This is a genomic window from Myxococcus llanfairpwllgwyngyllgogerychwyrndrobwllllantysiliogogogochensis, assembly GCF_006636215.1.
Taxonomy (GTDB): Bacteria; Myxococcota; Myxococcia; order Myxococcales; family Myxococcaceae; genus Myxococcus; species Myxococcus llanfairpwllgwyngyllgogerychwyrndrobwllllantysiliogogogochensis.
Window position 1 is genome coordinate 59,648 of sequence record NZ_VIFM01000011.1, and the last position, 17,345, is coordinate 76,992.

At 70.7% G+C, this 17,345-nt stretch carries 16 protein-coding genes; 7 read left to right on the forward strand and 9 right to left on the reverse strand.

Annotated features, from left to right (window positions below; all coding sequences use genetic code 11):
- Nucleotides 1-39: 39 nt before the first annotated feature.
- On the reverse strand, nt 40-1,137 hold the full coding sequence (locus tag FJV41_RS04515) for an AI-2E family transporter (protein ID WP_181790384.1): 1,098 nt from the start codon (nt 1,135-1,137) through the stop codon (nt 40-42).
- 206 nt (nt 1,138-1,343) lie between these two features.
- The gene (locus tag FJV41_RS04520) at nt 1,344-1,868 is read right to left on the reverse strand and encodes a phage tail protein (protein WP_141641161.1); all 525 of its coding nucleotides are present in this window, start codon (nt 1,866-1,868) and stop codon (nt 1,344-1,346) included.
- A 364-nt stretch (nt 1,869-2,232) separates the two neighbouring features.
- Here FJV41_RS04520 and FJV41_RS54525 point away from each other — a divergent pair, with 364 nt between their 5' ends.
- Entirely contained in the window at nt 2,233-4,326 is a 2,094-nt protein-coding gene (locus tag FJV41_RS54525) for a DUF7151 family protein (RefSeq protein WP_141641162.1), read from the forward strand.
- Between the two features lie 549 nt (nt 4,327-4,875).
- On the opposite strand, the gene FJV41_RS04530 is transcribed toward FJV41_RS54525, so the two are convergent.
- Nucleotides 4,876-5,502 (reverse strand): GNAT family N-acetyltransferase, encoded by a 627-nt coding sequence (locus FJV41_RS04530; protein WP_246136986.1) that lies wholly within the window; start codon nt 5,500-5,502, stop codon nt 4,876-4,878.
- Between the two features lie 49 nt (nt 5,503-5,551).
- Here FJV41_RS04530 and FJV41_RS04535 point away from each other — a divergent pair, with 49 nt between their 5' ends.
- Both FJV41_RS04535 and FJV41_RS04540 read left to right on the forward strand, forming a co-directional pair.
- The gene (locus tag FJV41_RS04535; protein ID WP_141641163.1) at nt 5,552-6,076 is read left to right on the forward strand and encodes a hypothetical protein; all 525 of its coding nucleotides are present in this window, start codon (nt 5,552-5,554) and stop codon (nt 6,074-6,076) included.
- Between the two features lie 628 nt (nt 6,077-6,704).
- A complete protein-coding gene (locus FJV41_RS04540; RefSeq protein WP_141641164.1) occupies nt 6,705-7,454 on the forward strand; it encodes a DUF1338 domain-containing protein in 750 nt (249 codons plus the stop codon).
- A 4-nt stretch (nt 7,455-7,458) separates the two neighbouring features.
- On the opposite strand, the gene FJV41_RS04545 is transcribed toward FJV41_RS04540, so the two are convergent.
- Nucleotides 7,459-8,019 carry a sugar O-acetyltransferase gene (locus FJV41_RS04545; RefSeq protein ID WP_141641165.1) on the reverse strand — a complete coding sequence of 187 codons (561 nt, stop codon included), beginning with the start codon at nt 8,017-8,019 and terminating at the stop codon, nt 7,459-7,461.
- 246 nt (nt 8,020-8,265) lie between these two features.
- Between FJV41_RS04545 and FJV41_RS04550 the strand changes: the two genes are divergently transcribed.
- Nucleotides 8,266-10,359 carry a S9 family peptidase gene (locus FJV41_RS04550; protein WP_141641166.1) on the forward strand — a complete coding sequence of 698 codons (2,094 nt, stop codon included), beginning with the start codon at nt 8,266-8,268 and terminating at the stop codon, nt 10,357-10,359.
- Nucleotides 10,360-10,372: 13 nt separating this feature from the next.
- Here FJV41_RS04550 and FJV41_RS04555 read toward each other — a convergent pair whose 3' ends face one another.
- From FJV41_RS04555 to FJV41_RS04570, 4 genes are all read right to left on the reverse strand, one after another.
- The gene (locus FJV41_RS04555) at nt 10,373-10,693 is read right to left on the reverse strand and encodes a DMT family transporter (protein ID WP_141641167.1); all 321 of its coding nucleotides are present in this window, start codon (nt 10,691-10,693) and stop codon (nt 10,373-10,375) included.
- Nucleotides 10,694-10,806: 113 nt separating this feature from the next.
- Complete coding sequence (locus FJV41_RS04560) at nt 10,807-11,397, reverse strand: GNAT family N-acetyltransferase (RefSeq protein ID WP_141641168.1); 591 nt, start codon at nt 11,395-11,397, stop codon at nt 10,807-10,809.
- 230 nt (nt 11,398-11,627) lie between these two features.
- Nucleotides 11,628-12,932: an OmpA family protein gene (locus tag FJV41_RS04565; RefSeq protein ID WP_141641169.1), complete on the reverse strand. Its 1,305-nt coding sequence runs from the start codon at nt 12,930-12,932 to the stop codon at nt 11,628-11,630.
- Nucleotides 12,933-12,956: 24 nt separating this feature from the next.
- Entirely contained in the window at nt 12,957-13,316 is a 360-nt protein-coding gene (locus tag FJV41_RS04570; RefSeq protein WP_141641170.1) for a DUF4398 domain-containing protein, read from the reverse strand.
- A gap of 212 nt (nt 13,317-13,528) precedes the next feature.
- Here FJV41_RS04570 and FJV41_RS04575 point away from each other — a divergent pair, with 212 nt between their 5' ends.
- Entirely contained in the window at nt 13,529-14,413 is an 885-nt protein-coding gene (locus tag FJV41_RS04575) for a 5'-3' exonuclease (RefSeq protein WP_141641171.1), read from the forward strand.
- A 6-nt stretch (nt 14,414-14,419) separates the two neighbouring features.
- Here FJV41_RS04575 and FJV41_RS04580 read toward each other — a convergent pair whose 3' ends face one another.
- Nucleotides 14,420-16,039: a sensor histidine kinase gene (locus FJV41_RS04580; RefSeq protein ID WP_141641172.1), complete on the reverse strand. Its 1,620-nt coding sequence runs from the start codon at nt 16,037-16,039 to the stop codon at nt 14,420-14,422.
- A 204-nt stretch (nt 16,040-16,243) separates the two neighbouring features.
- On the opposite strand from FJV41_RS04580, the gene FJV41_RS04585 reads away from it, so the two are divergent.
- Together FJV41_RS04585 and FJV41_RS04590 are read left to right on the forward strand one after the other, a co-directional pair.
- Nucleotides 16,244-16,684: a group II truncated hemoglobin gene (locus FJV41_RS04585; RefSeq protein ID WP_141641173.1), complete on the forward strand. Its 441-nt coding sequence runs from the start codon at nt 16,244-16,246 to the stop codon at nt 16,682-16,684.
- A gap of 56 nt (nt 16,685-16,740) precedes the next feature.
- The gene (locus tag FJV41_RS04590; RefSeq protein ID WP_141641174.1) at nt 16,741-17,340 is read left to right on the forward strand and encodes a TetR/AcrR family transcriptional regulator; all 600 of its coding nucleotides are present in this window, start codon (nt 16,741-16,743) and stop codon (nt 17,338-17,340) included.
- Nucleotides 17,341-17,345 lie beyond the last annotated feature (5 nt).

Consider the following 17,345-nt stretch of genomic DNA (forward strand, 5'->3'; position numbering starts at 1 on the left):
GCTTCGGCGTGTCGTGGAGCCGAGGTGTCTCGGCCCGCGTCAGGACGGCCCGGGCGGTAGGACCGAGTCCGCGCGGGCGATGCGGCGCTCCTGTCGGAACAGGAGCATCTCCCGGACGAGAATCTGCACGGTGGCCGCGACGGGCACCGCCACCACCGCGCCGACGACACCCGCCAGCTCCGCGCAGAACAGCACCGCCAGCAGGATGAGCAGCGGGTTGACGTGCACCGTGCGACGGAAGACGAGCGGCGCCAGCACGTTGCCCTCCAACTGCCCGTACAGCACGAAGTACGTCAGCACCCCCAGCGCCATCCACATCCCGCCCGTCGCCCACGTCAGCAGCGTGATGAAGCCTCCCGCCACCACCGGTCCCGCGTAGGGCACCATGCTGGAGAAGCCACTCACGATGCCCAGCGGCAGGAAGTACGGCACGCCCAGCACCGCCAGCACGGTGGACGTGAGCAGCGCGTTGAAGGTGCAGATGAGCGTGAGCCCCGTCAGGTACCCGCCCGTGGCCCGGTACACGTTGCGCAACACGCGCACGTAGCGCATCCGGTGCTCCGGCTTGGGCAAATCCAACAGTCGCTTCAGCAGGCCGCCGCCGAACACCAGCATGAAGACGACGAGGAAGAAGACGCTGAGCGCGCCTCCCACGAGCCCCACCATGCTGCCAATGGCATGCACCACCAGCCCCGGCAGCGTCCCCGTGGCGAGCTCCGGCGTGGCGTCCTCGAGCTGCCGTGCCCAGCCCAGGTTCTGCAATCGCTCGTTCAGCCCCCGGAAGGGACGCGACTCGCGCACCTCCTGCCAGAGATGCGGCCACTGCACCACCAGCGCATCCACCTGCGCCGCCGCCGCCGGAATCACCAGCAACGCCAGCAGCGCCAGCACCGTCATCGCGGCGAGCAGCATCGTCGCGATGGCCAGCGCCCGAGGCATCTTCCACCGCTCCAGCCGCGAGACGCCGTGCTCCAACGCCAGCGCCAGCAGCGCCGCGATGCCCGTCAGCGTGAGTGCGACCCGCGTGCGCACCACCAGCACCACGAGCGCCAGCACCGCCAGCACCACGAAGCACACGGTGAACACCGTCTTCGGTGTCACCTGGGAGCCCTGTTTCGTTTCCCCCTGCTCCGCCACCGTACCCCCACGCGACAGACACCTCGCCTCGTGGGGGTATGCAGTGCCTCGCCTGGATGCCAGCCTCCCCGCCCGGAGGCGCCAGTGGATGTCAGGTCGACTCCACCCGCGCCCGGGACTTCCGGCATGGCGTGTTCATGCGCCGACAGTGACGATGACGCACGCGCCCCTTCTTGGAGAGGCGCGCCGCCCCGCGACGCACGACGTCAGTTGCGCGAGGGGAAGATGCCTTCCAGCGCGATGATGAAGTTGATGGCCAGGAACGGAGACATGTTGTTGTGCGGCTGGCTGCCGCCCGCGACTCCAATGGCCGCCGGGTTCATCGTCCCGTCGATGGGCGCGGCCCGGTAGTTGAGGACCGTCGCGGTGCTGTCCGCCGCCAGCACCACGCCGATGGGCGTCTCCGTGTCGCCCTGCTGCGAGCTGACGTTGAGGGTGTGGTTGTGCGCCGGCATCTGCGTCGAAATCAGCGTCACCGTCTCCGAACCTCCCTGCTCGCCCAGGGTCCGAGGCGACAGGCCAGGCCCCTGTCCCGGCTGCATCGGATAGCGCCCGCGCAGGTCCGGCAGCGCGAAGGTCGTCTGCCCGTTGCCTCCATACGTCGTGCCCAGGATGGAGAAGAGCGCGGTGTTCTGCGCGATGGAGAGCAGCTGGCCCTGGCAGAACGCCCAGCCGCGCGGAGCGAAGTTTCCCCCGAACAGCCGGATTTCACCGATAAATGGCTCGGACACGTGTACGCCTTTCGTTGCTTGAGTGTGTGTGTTTCACGCGAAACCCAGCACGTGTCGCTCTCCTGAGCAAAGCATCGGCCACACTTCTTTCATGGGTCGTTTTGGAGTCAGGCCCCGCTGTGGGACGCGTGCTTCCCGAGTGGGCATGGGGGTCTCATGTGTCCCGTGCCCCGTCGCGTCATGCGTTCCGGTGTGACGCGAGTCGCGTTCTGGAAGAACGCGGGGGAGGGCTGTTTCGCGTGAGCCGTTTCGAGCCACAATCCCTCACGCCCTGCTGAGTGGGGCGTGCACCCCGACACAATCCATCCTGGCTCGTGACTTGCTCTGTGCCTTGGCCCTGAGTTCCACGACGAGGAGACCACCCATGGCTCAAATGAACTGGCGACACCCCACGTATTGGACGCGGGGGTTCCGCGCGCTACCGGTGACGGCGTTGTTGCTGTTGTCCGCATGTGAAGAAGGACCTGAAGGTCCCCAGGGGCCTCAAGGCCCCGCGGGTCCCGCCGGTGCTCAAGGCGCCGCGGGTCCTGAAGGCGCGCAGGGTGCGCAGGGCGACCTGGGCCCCAAGGGAGACACCGGTGACGTGGGGCCGGCCGGTCCAGCGGGGCCTGAAGGTCCCGAAGGCCCCGAGGGCCCTCCGGGTCCCGCCAATGGACCGCGAGGTGAGGAAGGAAAGCCCGCGGTGGCTCGCACGACGCTGGAGCCGGCGGGTGCCAACTGCGCCACGGGTGGCGTGAAGCTGGAGGCGGGCGTCGACGACAACGAAGACGACGACCTGGATGACGACGAGGTGGATGTCACCAGCTACGTGTGCAACGGCGCGCAGGGACCGCAAGGCGTCGAGGGGCCGAGGGGCGACACGGGGCCGCAGGGCAACGTGGGCCAGCAGGGGCCCCAGGGACAGCAGGGCGTCCAGGGACAGCAGGGTGAGACCGGCGCGCAGGGCAACGTGGGTCCGGCGGGTCCGGTGGGTCCCGCGGGTCCGGTGGGTCCGCGCGGTGATACCGGCCCTCAGGGTGAGACGGGCCCGGAGGGGCAGCAGGGCGCCACGGGCCTGAGCGCGCTGGTGCGCACGTCGGCCGAGGCGTCCGGGGCCAATTGCGCCACCGGCGGTGTGAAGCTGGAAGTGGGCGTGGACGCCAACCGCAACAACACGCTGGACACCTCCGAGGTCAACGCGGCGCTGACGCGCTACGTGTGCGCGGGGCCGCAGGGGCCGCAGGGGTTGAAGGGCGACCAGGGTTCGCAAGGTCTGCAGGGACAGACGGGTCCGCAGGGCGCCGCGGGCATCCACTCGGTGGCGGCGACGGCGGCCGAGCCGGCGGGCGCGAACTGCGCCACCGGGGGTGTGCGGCTGCAGTTCGGGCAGGACTCCAACGGCAACGGCGTGCTGGATGCTGGCGAGGTCATCGCGGCGCTGACCCGGTACGTCTGCGCGGGGGCCCAGGGACCGCAGGGTGTCCCCGGTGCGCAGGGCACGCCGGGCACCACGGGTGCGACGGGCGCGACAGGCGCGACAGGAGCGACGGGGGCCACGGGGGCCACGGGCTTGCAGGGGCCGGCGGGTTCGACGGGTGTCTACGGTGACGGCTCGGGTGGCTTGCTCAACGTTCCCCTCGGCAACACGCTGGACCTCACCACGGTCGGTGGCTTCAACACCCTGGCGGGGCGGCAGCACCTCCAGTTCTCGACGGTGACCATCTCCGGCACCCTCATCCTCCCGAGCGGCACGGTCATCCGCTCCACGGGTGATGTCACCATCTCCGGAACCATCATCGTGGACCAGGGCACCGAAGACACCGGGACGGGCCCCGCGACGGCGGGCGTGTCGCGTGCCGCCGCTGGCGAGCCGCACAAGGGCCTGGGCTTGCAGCCGCTCCAGGGCGCGCAGCTCCTTCGGCCGGGTCCCCAGGGCGGTGGTTCTGGCGCGAAGGTTGCGGGGGTGAGTGGCGCCGGAGGTGGCGGCTCGCTGGTCATCCTCTCGCAGGGCAACGTGCGGGTGCAGCCGACCTCCGCCATCAACGCGAACGGCGACCCGGGTGGGACGTTGGGTAATACCCCTGGCGCCGGTGGTGGCGCGGGTGGTGTCGTCGTCATCGTGGGCAAGGCCAGCGTGACGGTGGGCGGCGCCATCCGTGTGGTGGGCGGTCGCGGCGGAGATGGCAACAACGCGGGCGGCGCTGGCAAGGGCGGTGGTGGCGGTGGCGGCGGTGGCATCATCCACCTGCTCTCCAGCACCAGTCCCACCGTGACGGGCACCCTCGACGTGAGTGCTGGCGCAGCGGGTATCACCGCTCCTCCCCAGGGTGCGAGCACCGCCGTCGCGGCGGGCGGTGGCGGCGGCGCGATGGGTGGTGACGGTGGCGATGGTGGTGCCACGGGCATCACGTCTGGCGCTGGCGCACCGGGCCTCTCCTTCCAGACCGTGACTCCCGTGCCGGAGAACATCTTCCTCTAAGCGGAGGAAGGCACATCCCGCTGTCCGGTCCTCACGGCCCGGCGGCGGGAGTCGGGGAGGAGGCCGGGTCGCTGGAGTGGCTCACCTCCGCCCTCTCGTGGGGCGCGCAAGAGTCCCGCGCCGTTTGCCTTCGGGGCTGACGGCGGGAGTCGGGGAGGAGGCCGGGTCGCCACGGGGGCGACCCACCTCGGTCCTCACGGGCCCACCAGGTGCACCGTGCCGTCCGGCTCTCGCGGCCTGGCGGTGGAAGGTTCGTAGGACGCAGTGAATCGCCGGACGGGCGGCTCGCGGACGAGTCGGGGGGACCGCTGGCATCCAGGCCATGGACGTGGCGCGAGCGGCCCCGTGCCGGTTCGTGGCTTCATCACCCGGGTCATTCGGATGACCCCGGAGCAAGCGCGCGGAGGCCCCCCTGGCTGTCTGTCTTCAGGGCCTCCGCGCGCTTCTTCGCCTTTCCCCGGCGACCGCCCGCGTGACGCGCAATCGGCGCGCGGCCCGTTCGTGTTCCGGGGGCATGGCGCGCTTCCCCCAAGCCGGGCCTTGTCGCCCTCAGCCCGCACATGACGCGGGCGTCCACTCCATGGCCACGTATGGAGAATCTTCCCGCGCGGGCAAAGCGCCAGGCTCCACCTGGAAGCCCAGGCGCGAGTACAGCCCGCGCGCGGGACTGTCATGGAGCACATGCAGGCGCACGCACACGCGTGCCTCGCCCGCGGCCTCCAGCAGCTCGCGCAAGAGCTGTGTGCCCAGGCCCCCGCCCCGGTGCGAGGACAGCAGCGCGATGTCCACCAGCCGCCACTCCTTCTCACCGCGCACCACCAGCAACCTGCCCGCCGGCTGACCGTCCACCAACACCACCCGGTCCTCCGCTGTCGGATACCGCGCGCCCCAGTCACGTCCCCGGGCCAGCCACTGCATTCGCAGGAACGCCTCGCGCTGCGCGGGTGTCCAACCCCACGCCGCCAGCTCGCCCTCCCGCGCGCTGACGTACAGGGCGAAGAGGAAGTCGTTGTCGGAGGGGGCGATGGGACGAGAAGCCAGGGGCACGGTGCCGCGAAGCATGTCCGCGCGGGCCACCACGCGTCCACCGCTCGACACCCCGGGCGGGCCTCGTCCGCCATCCGACGTGCCCGTGAAGCAACCGCGAACACCGACGTCCGTGGATTCGAGGTCCACACGTCAGACCTGGATGAGAGCTTCGGGGCAATCCCGACAGGAGCACGAGATGAAGAAGACGCGAGACCCTGAACTGACCCTGGCCCTCCAGGAGGCCCGCGAGACGGAGGACCGGTGGCGAGGGCTCGCCACGCGGTTGCTGGAGCTGGGGGATGACGCGATGGACGCGCAGTTGCTCGTCGCCTTCCGCGCCGCGCGCGAAGAGGGCGTCGTTCCTCCGGACGCGGGCTTCTTCCTGGTGGCCCACATCCTCACCGCCATGGCGGACGAGGCGCTGACGGAGGTACCGCGCGTCCAGCGGCTCGCGCTGGAGCTGGACCTGATGGAGCGCGAGTACGGCATGGAGGACGGCTGCTGGCAGGACGACGAGGAGCCGCCGCCGGAGGACTGGGAGGCCCTGCTCGCCGAATACGAGAACGCCTGCGACGAGGCCCGCGCCGCCTTCTTCCGCGCCTACGGCGAGGAGGACATGGCCCGGCTCTATGTGGAGGACCGCGTCTGCTTCCACCGCCGCTTCGAGTGCGGCCGCCGCTTCTTCCACGGCCTGCCCATGCTCCCCGAGCACCTCCACTGACCCACGCTCTTCGTGGAGCGGTGCGTCATTCTCGGGAGCTGATGAAGTGTGTCTTCGCGGAACGAGAAATCGAGAGGGGAAGATTTCCGGGGGGCTGCGTTCATCAGCGTGCCGACCGGGTCCGCCCATTTCGCGGGGTGTCCTTCCGCGCGTGTCTCCCCGCCCCAGCAGGGGCTGACACGTGCGCATCCGGAGGCGCTCGGGGGTTGTCCGTCGCGAGCCCGGTGTGGGGTTTCGCGGTGGAAGAGGGTGGAGGTGGGCCTGGGGGCCTGTCTTCGCCCTCGCCTGCGCTCGCGAGGCCACGATGACGTGGCGCGGCACAGCGTTACGGAAACTTTACGCTCACAATTCTGTCAATTAGGCGGGCTACAGGGTGGCGCAACGCGACTTTGATGCCCACTCTTGCGCGGCACTGGCGTTTTCCAACGTCGCACCCTATTTCGCCGCACGACTTCGGGTGGCGCCGAGCGGGCCGGAACGGAAGTCAATGCATACCAAGAAGGGTACAGAGACTCGAAACTCCAAGGCGAGTCTCTAGCGCGCGGCGCGCGTCTCCGAACGAAGTCCCCTCCAAGGGCTCGGGGCCGCGCGCCGCCGCACTTTTCTGGGCGGATTAGAGTGCGCCGCCATGACGACTTCTCAGGCCACCCGGCTGTTGGACCTGCTCTGGGAGCGCTACGCCTCCGAGGTGCCGTTTGCCCGCACCTTCGTGCAGCTCTCCGGAGGCAGCTTTCGCAATGACCATGTCGCGCTGCGCTCGCTGGCGCGGCCCGGGGGCGGCATCGCCCTCTTCTCGCGGCCCTTCGAGCGGCTGGGCTGGAAGCCCGCGGGGGCATACACCTTCCCCGACGCGCACCTGTCCGCCATCTACCTGTCGCACCCGGCGGGGCTGCCGCGCGTCTTCATCTCCGAGCTGAAGTCGGAGGAGCTGTCGCCGCGCGCCCGCGAACTGCTCGGCACGCTGCCGGACGATCCGCCGCCGCCCGAGGACGTGGACGCGCTGGCGGCGTGGTTCTGCTCGCCGCCGCCGCCGTCGGAGGCCGCGCTGCTGGAGCTGGAGAAGGAGTCGCAGTACGGCGCCTGGCTCCTGGCCTTCGGCCGCAAGGTGAACCACTTCACCGGCTCGGTGGATGACGTGGAGGTCTGGCAGCAGCGCATGCGGGATGCGGGCGTGCCCATGAAGGCGGACATCGAGGGCGCGCCGGGCACGTCGCTGCGGCAGACCGCCACCCAGGCCGCGCCGCTGTCGGTGACGCTGCGCGAGGGGGGCCGCCGTCCGTGGCCCTACGCGTACTTCGAGATTGCCCAGCGCGCGCCGGACTTCGACGGGTTTTTGGGGCCGCAGGCCCGCGCGCTGTTCGACATGACGAAGCGCTGAACGCTCAACGCAGCGAACGGATGACACGACAGGGATTGCCCGCCGCCAGCACATACGGCGGGATGTCCTTCGTCACCACGCTGCCGGCGCCGATGGTGACGCCCTCGCCGATGGTGACGCCCGCGACGATGATGGCGCCGCCGCCCACCCACGTCTTCGCGCCGATGGTGACCGGCCTGGCCAGTTCCGGGCCCTTGATGCGCTCGTCCGCGTCCAACGGGTGCGTGGCCGCGTAGATGTGCACGTTGGGGCCAAACGACACGTCGTCACCAATGGTAATCTGGTTGCAATCCAGGATGACGCATTGGAAGTTCATGTAGACGCGCTCGCCCAGGGTGATGAAGGTGCCGTAGTCGCAGTGGAAGGGCGGCTCGATGTAGCAGCCCGTGCCCCGCTTCCCGATGAGCTGGTCGAGCAGCTGCTTGCGCGCGTCCTCGTCGTCCATGAGCGTGTCGTTGTAGAGGCGCAAGAGCCGGCGCGCCCGGGACCTGGCCGCCGTCAGCTCCGCGTCCCAGCCGCTGTACAGCTCCCCCGCAAGCATCTTCTCCCGCTCGGTTCGTGCCATGGCCCGGCAGTCTTCACCGGCCCTGGCGCACGGCTTCCGTCGAAGTGGGCGTCTGTCCGACGATGGACGCGCTGAGTCACTCCTCGCACGCCAAAACTTCCGAGGTCCAACGAATGAGGAGGCCTCCCAGGAAGGAGGGCCGGGCCCTCGGGTGGGGTGCCAGGAGCAAGTGTCCGGACGCGGGGCCGTCCCACTCATGTAGTCTGGTGCTCTCTTCCAGACCCGTGGGGGGATGTGTTGATTCGGATGGTGGCGAGAGTCGTCGGCCTGGGTGTGGCGCTGTGGTGCGTGGCTCCGGCCTTCGCGCAGGTGGGCGAGTCCATGCCCGCGCCCTCCGCGTTGGACCGCGAGACGACGGTGGTCGTTCGCGGCGCGGCGACGAAGGTGGGCAAGCCGTCGGTGGAGTCCATCCTGGGCGCGGTAGGCCGCACCACGCGCTTCCGCCAGGTGGCCCTGTCTCCCAATGGGACGTGGGTGGCGTGGGTGGAGGTGGCTTCCACGGGGGGCACGCTCATCCACGCGGTGGAGCTGGACGTGAGCGAGCCGCAAGCGGTGCGCGTCAGCGTCTGTCCCGACGGGCGCGCCTGTGACGAGTCGTCCATCGCCTGGAGTCCGGATGGAAAGCAGTTGGCGTTCCTGTCCGATGCGGTCCAACGGGGACAGTCCCAGTTGTATGTCGCGGACCTGGCGCAGTCCGTGGCGCGGAAGCTGACGTCCTTCCAGGGCTCGGTGTCCGCGCCCCAGTGGTCGCCGGATGGCGCGTCCGTGGCGGTGCTGGTGATGCAGGGCGAGGGGGCCGAGCAGGCCAAGGGCCCCAACGGCCCCGCGGCGCGAGAGACGGGCGTGGTGCGGGAGTCCCATCCCGTGAAGCGCGTGGCGCTGGTGTCCGTGGCGGACGGCGCCCACCGTGTCGTGTCGCCAGAGCAGCTCTTCGTCTACGAGTACGCGTGGAGTCCTGAGGGCTCGCGGCTGGCCTTCATCGCGGCGCCGCCTCCAGGAGACGCGAGCTGGTGGCTGGCGAAGCTGCATGTGCTGGAGACGGCCAACGGCCGCTCGCGCCTGGTGTACGCGCCCAAGTGGCAGCTCACCGAGCCGGTGTGGAGCCCGGATGGGAAGCACGTGGCCGTCATCGAGGGGTTGATGAGCGACCAGGGCGTCAACGGGGGCGATGTGATGCTGGTGCCGCTGGAGGGCGGCAAGGCGCGCAACCTCACGGCGGGGATGAAGGCGACGGCGACGACGCTCGAGTGGGTGGCGCCCCGGAAGCTGCTGTTCGGCGCGCAGGTGCGCGGGGAGTCGGCGGTGGCCTCGGTGGACCCGACGGCGCAGGGCGGGGTGACGGTGCTGTGGAAGGGGCCGGAGCGGCTGAGCGCGGGCGGCTCCGTGGGGCTGTCGCTGTCGCGGGACGGAAAGCGCAGCGCTGTGGTGCGCGAGTCCTTCACCCAGGCGCAGAACGTGTGGGTGGGGCCGGTGGGGGACTGGGAGCGAGTCACGCGGCGCGAGGAGGACCTGCGCGCGCTCGTGGGCGAGACGCGAGACCTGTCGTGGAAGAGCGACGGCGCGGAGGTGCAGGGCTGGCTGGTGGCGCCCGCCGCGTCGATGGCGCCCCCTTCGGGCACGCGCGCGCCCATGGTGACGATGATTCACGGCGGGCCGGCGGCGGGCGTGGTGCCGCAGTTCCGGCCGGACGTCCTGCTCTTCACGGCCCGGGGCTACTACGTCTTCCTCCCCAACTACCGGGGCAGCTTCGGCCAGGGCGCGGACTTCGCGCAGGCCAACCGGCGCGACTTTGGCTTCGGTGACTTGCGCGACATCGTGTCGGGCGTGGACGCGGTGCTGGCGCACGCGCCGGTGGACCCCTCGCGGCTGGGGGTGACGGGGTGGAGCTACGGCGGCTTCATGACGATGTGGGCGGTGACGCAGACGCAGCGCTTCCGCGCGGCGGTGGCGGGCGCGGGCATCGCCAACTGGCAGAGCTACTACGGCACCAACCGCATCGACGCGTGGATGCGGCCGTACTTCGGCGCGTCCGTGTACGAGGAGCCGGAGGTGTACACGCGCAGCTCGCCCATCAACTACGTGAAGCTGGCGCGCACGCCCACGCTGGTGCTGCATGGCGAGCGGGACGTGGAGGTGCCCGTGACGCAGGGCTACGAGTTCCACCACGCGCTGAAGGAGCTGGGGGTGAAGACCCAGTTCGTCGTCTACGCGGACGAGGGCCACACCCTGCGCAAGCCGGAGCACATGGTGGACCGGATGCGGCGCACGGTGGAGTGGCTCGACACGCACCTGCCCGCGGGCCCCAACGGCGCCCCTCGGGCCGCCGCGCTCCCGCGCTGAACTCCTCGCGGCTTCAGTGCGCGCCGCGCAGGTTGAGCAGGACGACGCCCCCGATGATGAGCGCCACGCCGATGACCTTGGTGGTGCTCAACGGCTCGTCCAGGAAGATGACGCCGATGGTGACGATGGCGGCCGTTCCCAGGCCGGACCACATCGCGTACGCGACGCCCACCGGCACCTGTTTCACCGCTTGCGCCAGCAGCAGGAACGCCACCGCGTAGCCCGACAGGCAGCCCACCGTGGGCCACAGGCGGGTGAAGCCCTGGGTGGACTTCAGCAGGCTCGTCGCCACCACTTCACAGGCGATGGCCCCCAACAGGAACAGATACGCCACGCTTCCACCTCCGTGGCGAAGCTGTACGAGGCTCGCTGTCCCTTCGCCAGCGCGTCTTTCGCCCGTCGAGGGGTTCACGACGGTTGACTCGAGCGCGTGTCGCGTGGCCGCGACTACACGGCGGTGGGGCTTCCCTCGGGCGCGACGAGCGAGGTGAGGATGTGGTCCCTCCAGCGGCCGTCGATGCGCAGGAAGTCGCGCGCGTAGCCCTCCACCGCGAAGCCCAGCCGGCGCAGCACGGCGGCGCTCCGGAGGTTCTCCGGGAGGTGGTTGGCCTGGATGCGGTGCAGGCCCATGGTGGTGAAGGCGTGGGCGCAGACGGCGCGCAGGGCCTCCGTCATCAGGCCCTGGCCCTCGTGGCGGTGGTCCAGGCCGTAGCCCAGCGTCACGGCCTGGAGCGGGCCCCGGACGATGTTCGTGAGGGAGATGTTGGCGATGACGGGCGCGGAGGACAGCGGCTCCGCGCGCGGGAGGACCACCATGCGCAGGGACCTGTCGAAGCGCGCGTCCTCCAGGTCCTGTGCCAGCCGCGTGCGCCAGTACGCCAGGGTGTAGAAGTGGGCGGGCCGCGTGGGGGACACCGGGCCCAGGTGGTCCCGGTTGGCTTCGAAATAGGCGACGACGCGCGCCGCCCCGTCGGGAGGCAGCTGGGTCACCCTCAAGCGCTCGGTGGTGAGCAGGACGATGGGTTTGTCGGAGGCCATGACGAGAGCGGCCCGCAGGCTATCGCGTCGCGCGCCGGAACCGGAGCGCCGCAAGCGGGACGGAGCACTCCGGGTGACAGGTGCTCGACGGGGCCGAAAGGCCGCGCTCCGGGCCTGTCCGGGCATGAGAGCCGCGAGCAGGTCCGGAGCGAGGGTTCTTCACGCACACCACCAGGAGCAACGTGCCTCGCACACCCACCCGGCGTTGGGCCGGGCGGGTGTCAGCGGGGTTACTGCTTCACGTCCTGATTCGCGCCGTCCGAGCCACCCGTGCCATGGAAGTCCTCGTGGTCGGCCGACGTGCCCTGCTGTCCCTGGCTCTCCGAAGGCGCACCACCGCCACCGGTGCCCGGGAAGTCTTCATGGTCCGCTGAGGTGCCCTGCTGTCCGGAGGGAACCGCGCCGCTCGTGTCCTCCTGGGGCGGCAGGGTGTCGTTCGAGGAGCCTGACTCCGGAGCCTGCTTCTGCTGCTCGGAGCCGGCGCCGCCCGTGCCCTGGCCGCTGCCGCCGACGGCGCGCTGTCCGCCGCGCTCGACGACGATTTCCACGCGGCGGTTGTTCGCGCGGCCCTCGGCCGTGGCGTTGGTGGCCACGGGCCGGAACTCACCCATGCCGCGCGCCTCGATGCGATTGGCGGGGACGCCCTGGTTGATGAGGAACTCCTTCACGCGCTCGGCGCGCGCATAGGAGAGCCGCTCGTTGAGCGCGTCCGAGCCCTGCGAGTCCGTGTGCCCTTCGATGAGCAGCGGCTTGTCGCCCTCCTTCAGCACCTGCGCCACGTCCGCCAGCCTGTCGCGGGCCACCGGCAGCAGGTCCGACGCACCGGAGGCGAAGAGGACGCTGCCTGACAGCGTCAGCACCGTGCCTCGGGCTTCCTCGCGGACCTTGAGGTCCTTGTTCGCGCGGTCCAACTGCGTCAGGGCCTCGCTGGCCTTGCGCTCGGCCTCCACGCGCGCCTGTCGCTCCGCCTCCAGTTGCTGGGCGCTCTGCTGCTCCGTCTGGCTTCGCGCCTGCTGCTGCGCCTGCAGCTCCGCCGTCTGGCGTTGCAGCTCCTGGTTCTGCTGGGCCAGGCGCTGGGCCTCGGCCTCCAACTCCTGACGACGGGAGGACTCTTCCGACAGCCGCTGGTCATTGGCCTGCTGCTGCTGGGAGGCCTGGGCCTGCGAAAGCCGCTGCTGCTCCTGTCGGGCCTGGGCCTGGCTCAAGGCCGCTTCGGCCTGGGCCTGTTGCCTGGCGGCGATCTCCGCGCTGCCCCATGCGCCGGCGGTCTCCGCCTTGCGCAGGGCCACGTAGGAGAGCACCCGCGTGCGGGTGGCGTCCTTGTCGTCCTGGTACGCCTGCTCCGCCTGGCGCAAGGCATCGCGCGCCTCGGTCACCTCCCGGGGGCGCTCACGCCCCTGGGGACTGGCAATCAACTGCTGATAGGCCGACCGCGCCTCCACGAGCTCCTTGGGTGGAGCGGCACTCGCGCTCCCCGCGGCGAGGAGCGTCGTGGCTCCGACGAGGGCCTTCCATCCACGCTTGCTTCGCACCATGACGGTTTCCTCCGGGACTCGGGCTCACTGCAGGCCGCGTTGCAGCGACTGGGCCTGCTGGGTGGTTTGTTGCGCCTGCCGCTCCAGTGGCAACGCACGTGCGAGCGCCAGCGCGAGGTCCGCGTCCGCGTCCGCCTGCATGAAGCTCAGCTCCGCGCCTTCCATGTCGTCGTCCACCATCAGCTCCTCGCCGTTGTTGACCTGCTGGCGAGCGAACTCCAGGTGGCGCGCGGCTTCGGGGATGCGCGCGGCGCCGGCTCCTTCGGCTGCGCGCATGGAGGCGATGGCCTCTGTTCGTTTGGCGTTCGAGACGGGTATCACGCTCTGGCTGGCGCACCCGAACAGGGTGGCGCACAGCATCGCGGCAAGCAGCTTCGGGCGCACGGTCTACCTCCAGCAGCCGGATGGAGCGCGGGTGTCGCGCCCCAGGTCCTGAAGTGTGCTCGGGCCGACAACCCGGCAATCCGCACCGGGACAAGCCGCCCGGGGAGCGGCCGGGCGACCCCGGGGCGCGGCGAGCAGTCCTTGCGCGCGGAGGGCCTCGTGACGGTGCGGCCGGGCTGGTCGGAAGGCGCCGGGAGCGATAGGACGGCGGGATGCGCCTGCACCTGGTGGATGGCACGTACGAGCTGTACCGCGCCCACTTCTCGCCCCGGCCCGGCCACGCCGCGCCGGACGGGCAAGACGTGAAGGCGACGGTGGGGCTGATGTCCTCGCTGCTCATGCTGCTGCACGACTCGGACGAAGCGGTGACACACGTGGCGGTGGCGTTCGACAACCCCATCCGCTCGTTCCGCAACGCGCTGTTCGACGGCTACAAGAGCGACGAGGGCGTCCCGCCGGAGCTGCATGCGCAGTTCAACCTGGCCGAGGAAGCCGTCGCGGCGCTGGGCGTGCGCGTGTGGTCCATGAAGGAGCACGAGGCGGACGACGCGCTGGCCACGGCGGCGGCGAAATGGGCGGACGCGGTGGATCAGGTGCGGCTGCTCACCCCGGACAAGGACCTGGGGCAGTGCGTGCGTGGCCAGCGCGTGGTGCAGGTGGACCGGCGTCAGGAGAAGGTGCTGGACGAGGACGCGGTGCGCGCGAAGCTGGGCGTGTCCCCCACGAGCGTGCCGGACCTGCTCGCGCTGATGGGTGACGACGCGGATGGCATCCCCGGGCTGCCGGGCTTCGGGGAGAAGGGCGCCTCGTCGCTGCTGGCGGCCTACGGGAGACTGGAGGCGATTCCGGACGACGCGGCGACGTGGACGGCACGCCCGCGTGGCGCGGACAAGCTGGCGGCGACGCTGCGCGCGCATCGCGAGGAGGCGCTGCTGTACCGACGGCTCGCCACGCTGGTGACGGATGCGCCGCTGCCCGGCACGAAGACGCTGGAGGACGTGGCGTGGCGGGGCGTGCCCCGACAGGTGTTCGAGTCACTCTGCGACAGGCTGGGCGTCACCACGATGAAGCGCAGGCCGAAGCGCTGGGTGGACTGAGGCGGACTACCCCGCGGCCTGGTCGTCGTCGTCGTCCTGCTGGGGCGCGAGGGCGACGGGCGGCTGACGGGGAAGGCGCACGGTGAAGGTGGTGCCGTGTTCCTGGGTGGAGCGCGCCTCCACGGTGCCGCCGTGGGCCACGACGATGCTGCGCACGATGTAGAGCCCCAGGCCGATGCTGCGCACGCCCCGGTCCTCGGGGCGCTCCACGCCGCGCTCCAGCGGCTCGAAGATGCGCGACTGGAGGTCGCCCGGAATCGGGAGGCCCGCGTTGTGGACCTCCAGGACGATGCCCGTGTCCTCGCCCCTCGCGATGACGCGCACCACGGTGTCCGGCGGGCTGTACTGCATCGCGTTGCCCACCAGGTTGCCGAGCACCTGCGCCACCCGGTCGGGGTCCCACGCGCCCGCGCCGCTGCCCTGGTAGTCGGAGACGATGCGGCGCTCGGGCCAGGCCGCCTGGAGTTCGTCCAGCGCCGCGTGCACCACCTCGTGCAGGTCCATGGCGCGTGGATAGATGGGGAGCCCGCGGCCCTGCCGGGCCCGCGTGAAGTCGAGCAGGTCGCGAATCATCCGCGTCGCCCGCTCCGCCGCGCGCAGGATTCGCTGCACGTTGCGCTGTTGCCGGTCGTCCGCGTCCGGGCGCTGCGCCAGCAGGGACGCGGCCAGCGTTATCGCGCCCAGGGGGTTGCGCAAATCATGGCTGACGATGCCGATGAGCTGCCGCTCGAAGTCCGCCTGCGCGTGCACCTCGGCCAGCAGGCGCAGGCGCTCGGCCTCCGTCTGCTGCCACTCGGTGACGTCCTGCATGGCGCCCACCACCTGCACCGCCTGGTTGTCCCCGTCCCGGACGATGTGGCACCGGTCCACCACGTGGGCCCACGTGCCGTCCCCGCGCTGGAAGCGGTAGGTGTCCTGCCACTCGTGGGTTTCACTGGCCACGGCCAGCCGCAGGCCGCGCACCACGCGGTCCCGGTCCTCCGGGTGCAGGCGCTCCGCCCACCAGTCGCGCGTGTCCCGGATGTTGGTGGACACGTGGCCGAACAGCTCGTGCAGGCCGCTGGTCCAGTCCACCGTGTCCGTGCGCGGGTCCCACTCCCACACCGCGTCCCGCGTGGCCCGGGCGGCCAGCCGGAAGCGCAGCTCGCTGCGCCACGCGCGCTCCTCCGCGGCCTGCACCTCGGTCAGCGTGCCCTCCGCCAGCATGCGCCGCGCGCGCTCGTCCTCGAGCAGTTGGCGTCGCTGACGCTCCAGGCGCGCCAGGGCCAGCACGCGCGCCTCCAGCTCCACCGGACGGAAGGGCTTGAAGACGTAGTCGTTGGCGCCCGCCGCCAGCGCCTCCACCACGTCATCCGCGCGGGTGTTGACGGTGAGCAGCAGCACCGGAATCAGCGAGGTGGTGGTGCCCGAGCGCACGAAGCGGCACACCTCCAGGCCCGACATGCCCGGCAGGTACCAGTCCAGGACGAGCACCTCGGGGAGCAGTCCGTGCTCTCGCCCCAGCGCCTCCAGCAACGCGGCCCCGTCGGTGAACGTCTCCACCCGGCAGGTGGGAGTGAGCACGCGGCGAATGGCCTCGTTCTCCACGGAGCTGTCGTCGAGGACCCAGACTCTGGGCGGAGGCATCGCCCTGGCCTGCTTGGAGTTGGCGGAAGGGTGCACGGGTGGGGCAGGGCTCTAGCAACCGGCTCTTGCCTGGGTCAAATCTTCGGTGGGCAACCCGCGAGGCGCCTGCCAACCTGTCGGCCTCTCGACACCCCTCGGGGCGGCACACCGAGCCCTCGTTTCACGAGGGATGACCTCGCGCCCGCACCGATGTTGAAGGATGTCATGCCTGTTGAGCTCAAAATTCCCTCCTCTGATGATTGGGTGCCCACGCTGGAGGACACGCCGTATCAGCGCATCGGTGGCGCGGATGCGGTGATGGCGCTGGCGGGGGCCTTCTATGACGCGATGGACGCGCACGAGCCCGTGCTGGCGAAGTTGCACGAGTTGGACGAGCAGGGCCGGGTGAACGGGGGGACGCGCGAGCGCTTCGGCCTCTTCCTCATCGGCTGGCTGGGCGGGCCGCAGCATTACGCGGAGCGGCACGGCCACCCGCGCCTGCGGATGCGTCATGGCCATGTGCCCGTGGATCTCTCGATGCGCGACGCGTGGCTGCGCGCCATGGGGAAGGCCCTGGATGCCCGGGGCGTCACAGGCGGGCTGCGCCGCTTCCTGGATGACCGCTTCGCCCAGGTGGCGGACTTCCTGCGCAACACCGAGGGCTGAGCAGCCCCGTGGTTCATCGACTTGCGGAAAAAAGCACGGGCGTTTAGAAAGAGCCCATGCGCAAGGGAGAGCTCACCCATCAGGCGATTCTGGAGCGGGCCATCCAGCTCGCCAGCCGCGTGGGGCTCCAGGGGCTGAGCATTGGCGGGCTGGCGGAGGAGCTGCAGCTCTCCAAGAGCGGCCTGTTCGCGCACTTCCGTTCCAAGACGTCGCTCCAGGTGGAAATCCTGGAGGCGGCGACGGCGCTGTTCACCGAGCGCGTCATCCGCCCGGCGCTCACGCAGCCGCGAGGCGAGCCCCGGGTGCGGGCCCTCTTCGAGCAGTGGCTGACGTGGGAGAAGGAGCTGGTGCCGGAGGGCGGGTGCATCTTCGTGGCGGCGGCCACGGAGCTGGACGACGCGCCCGGGCCCGCGCGTGACAGGTTGGTGCAGACGCAGCGGGACTGGCTGGACTGCCTGGCCCAGGCCGCGCGCATCGCCGTCGCGGAGGGGCACTTCCACAAGGACGTGGACGTGGAGCAGTTCGCCCACGATGAGAACGCGCTGCTCCTGGGCTTCCACCACTCCGCGCGCCTGCTGAAAGAGCCCCGCGCGGAGACGTGGGCCCGGCGCTCCTTCGACGCGTTGCTGCGCGCCGCCCGTCCCCAAGGCTCCTGAGATTT

Excerpts from the sequence above, each read along its gene's own strand:
- FJV41_RS54525 (WP_141641162.1), top strand. The coding sequence starts at position 2,233 with ATGGCTCAAATGAACTGGCGACACCCCACGTATTGGACGCGGGGGTTC.
- FJV41_RS04535 (WP_141641163.1), top strand. The coding sequence starts at position 5,552 with ATGAAGAAGACGCGAGACCCTGAACTGACCCTGGCCCTCCAGGAGGCC.
- FJV41_RS04540 (WP_141641164.1), top strand. The coding sequence starts at position 6,705 with ATGACGACTTCTCAGGCCACCCGGCTGTTGGACCTGCTCTGGGAGCGC.
- FJV41_RS04545 (WP_141641165.1), bottom strand. The coding sequence starts at position 8,019 with ATGGCACGAACCGAGCGGGAGAAGATGCTTGCGGGGGAGCTGTACAGC.
- FJV41_RS04550 (WP_141641166.1), top strand. The coding sequence starts at position 8,266 with ATGGTGGCGAGAGTCGTCGGCCTGGGTGTGGCGCTGTGGTGCGTGGCT.
- FJV41_RS04560 (WP_141641168.1), bottom strand. The coding sequence starts at position 11,397 with ATGGCCTCCGACAAACCCATCGTCCTGCTCACCACCGAGCGCTTGAGG.
- FJV41_RS04565 (WP_141641169.1), bottom strand. The coding sequence starts at position 12,932 with ATGGTGCGAAGCAAGCGTGGATGGAAGGCCCTCGTCGGAGCCACGACG.
- FJV41_RS04575 (WP_141641171.1), top strand. The coding sequence starts at position 13,529 with ATGCGCCTGCACCTGGTGGATGGCACGTACGAGCTGTACCGCGCCCAC.
- FJV41_RS04580 (WP_141641172.1), bottom strand. The coding sequence starts at position 16,039 with ATGCCTCCGCCCAGAGTCTGGGTCCTCGACGACAGCTCCGTGGAGAAC.
- FJV41_RS04585 (WP_141641173.1), top strand. The coding sequence starts at position 16,244 with ATGCCTGTTGAGCTCAAAATTCCCTCCTCTGATGATTGGGTGCCCACG.
- FJV41_RS04590 (WP_141641174.1), top strand. The coding sequence starts at position 16,741 with ATGCGCAAGGGAGAGCTCACCCATCAGGCGATTCTGGAGCGGGCCATC.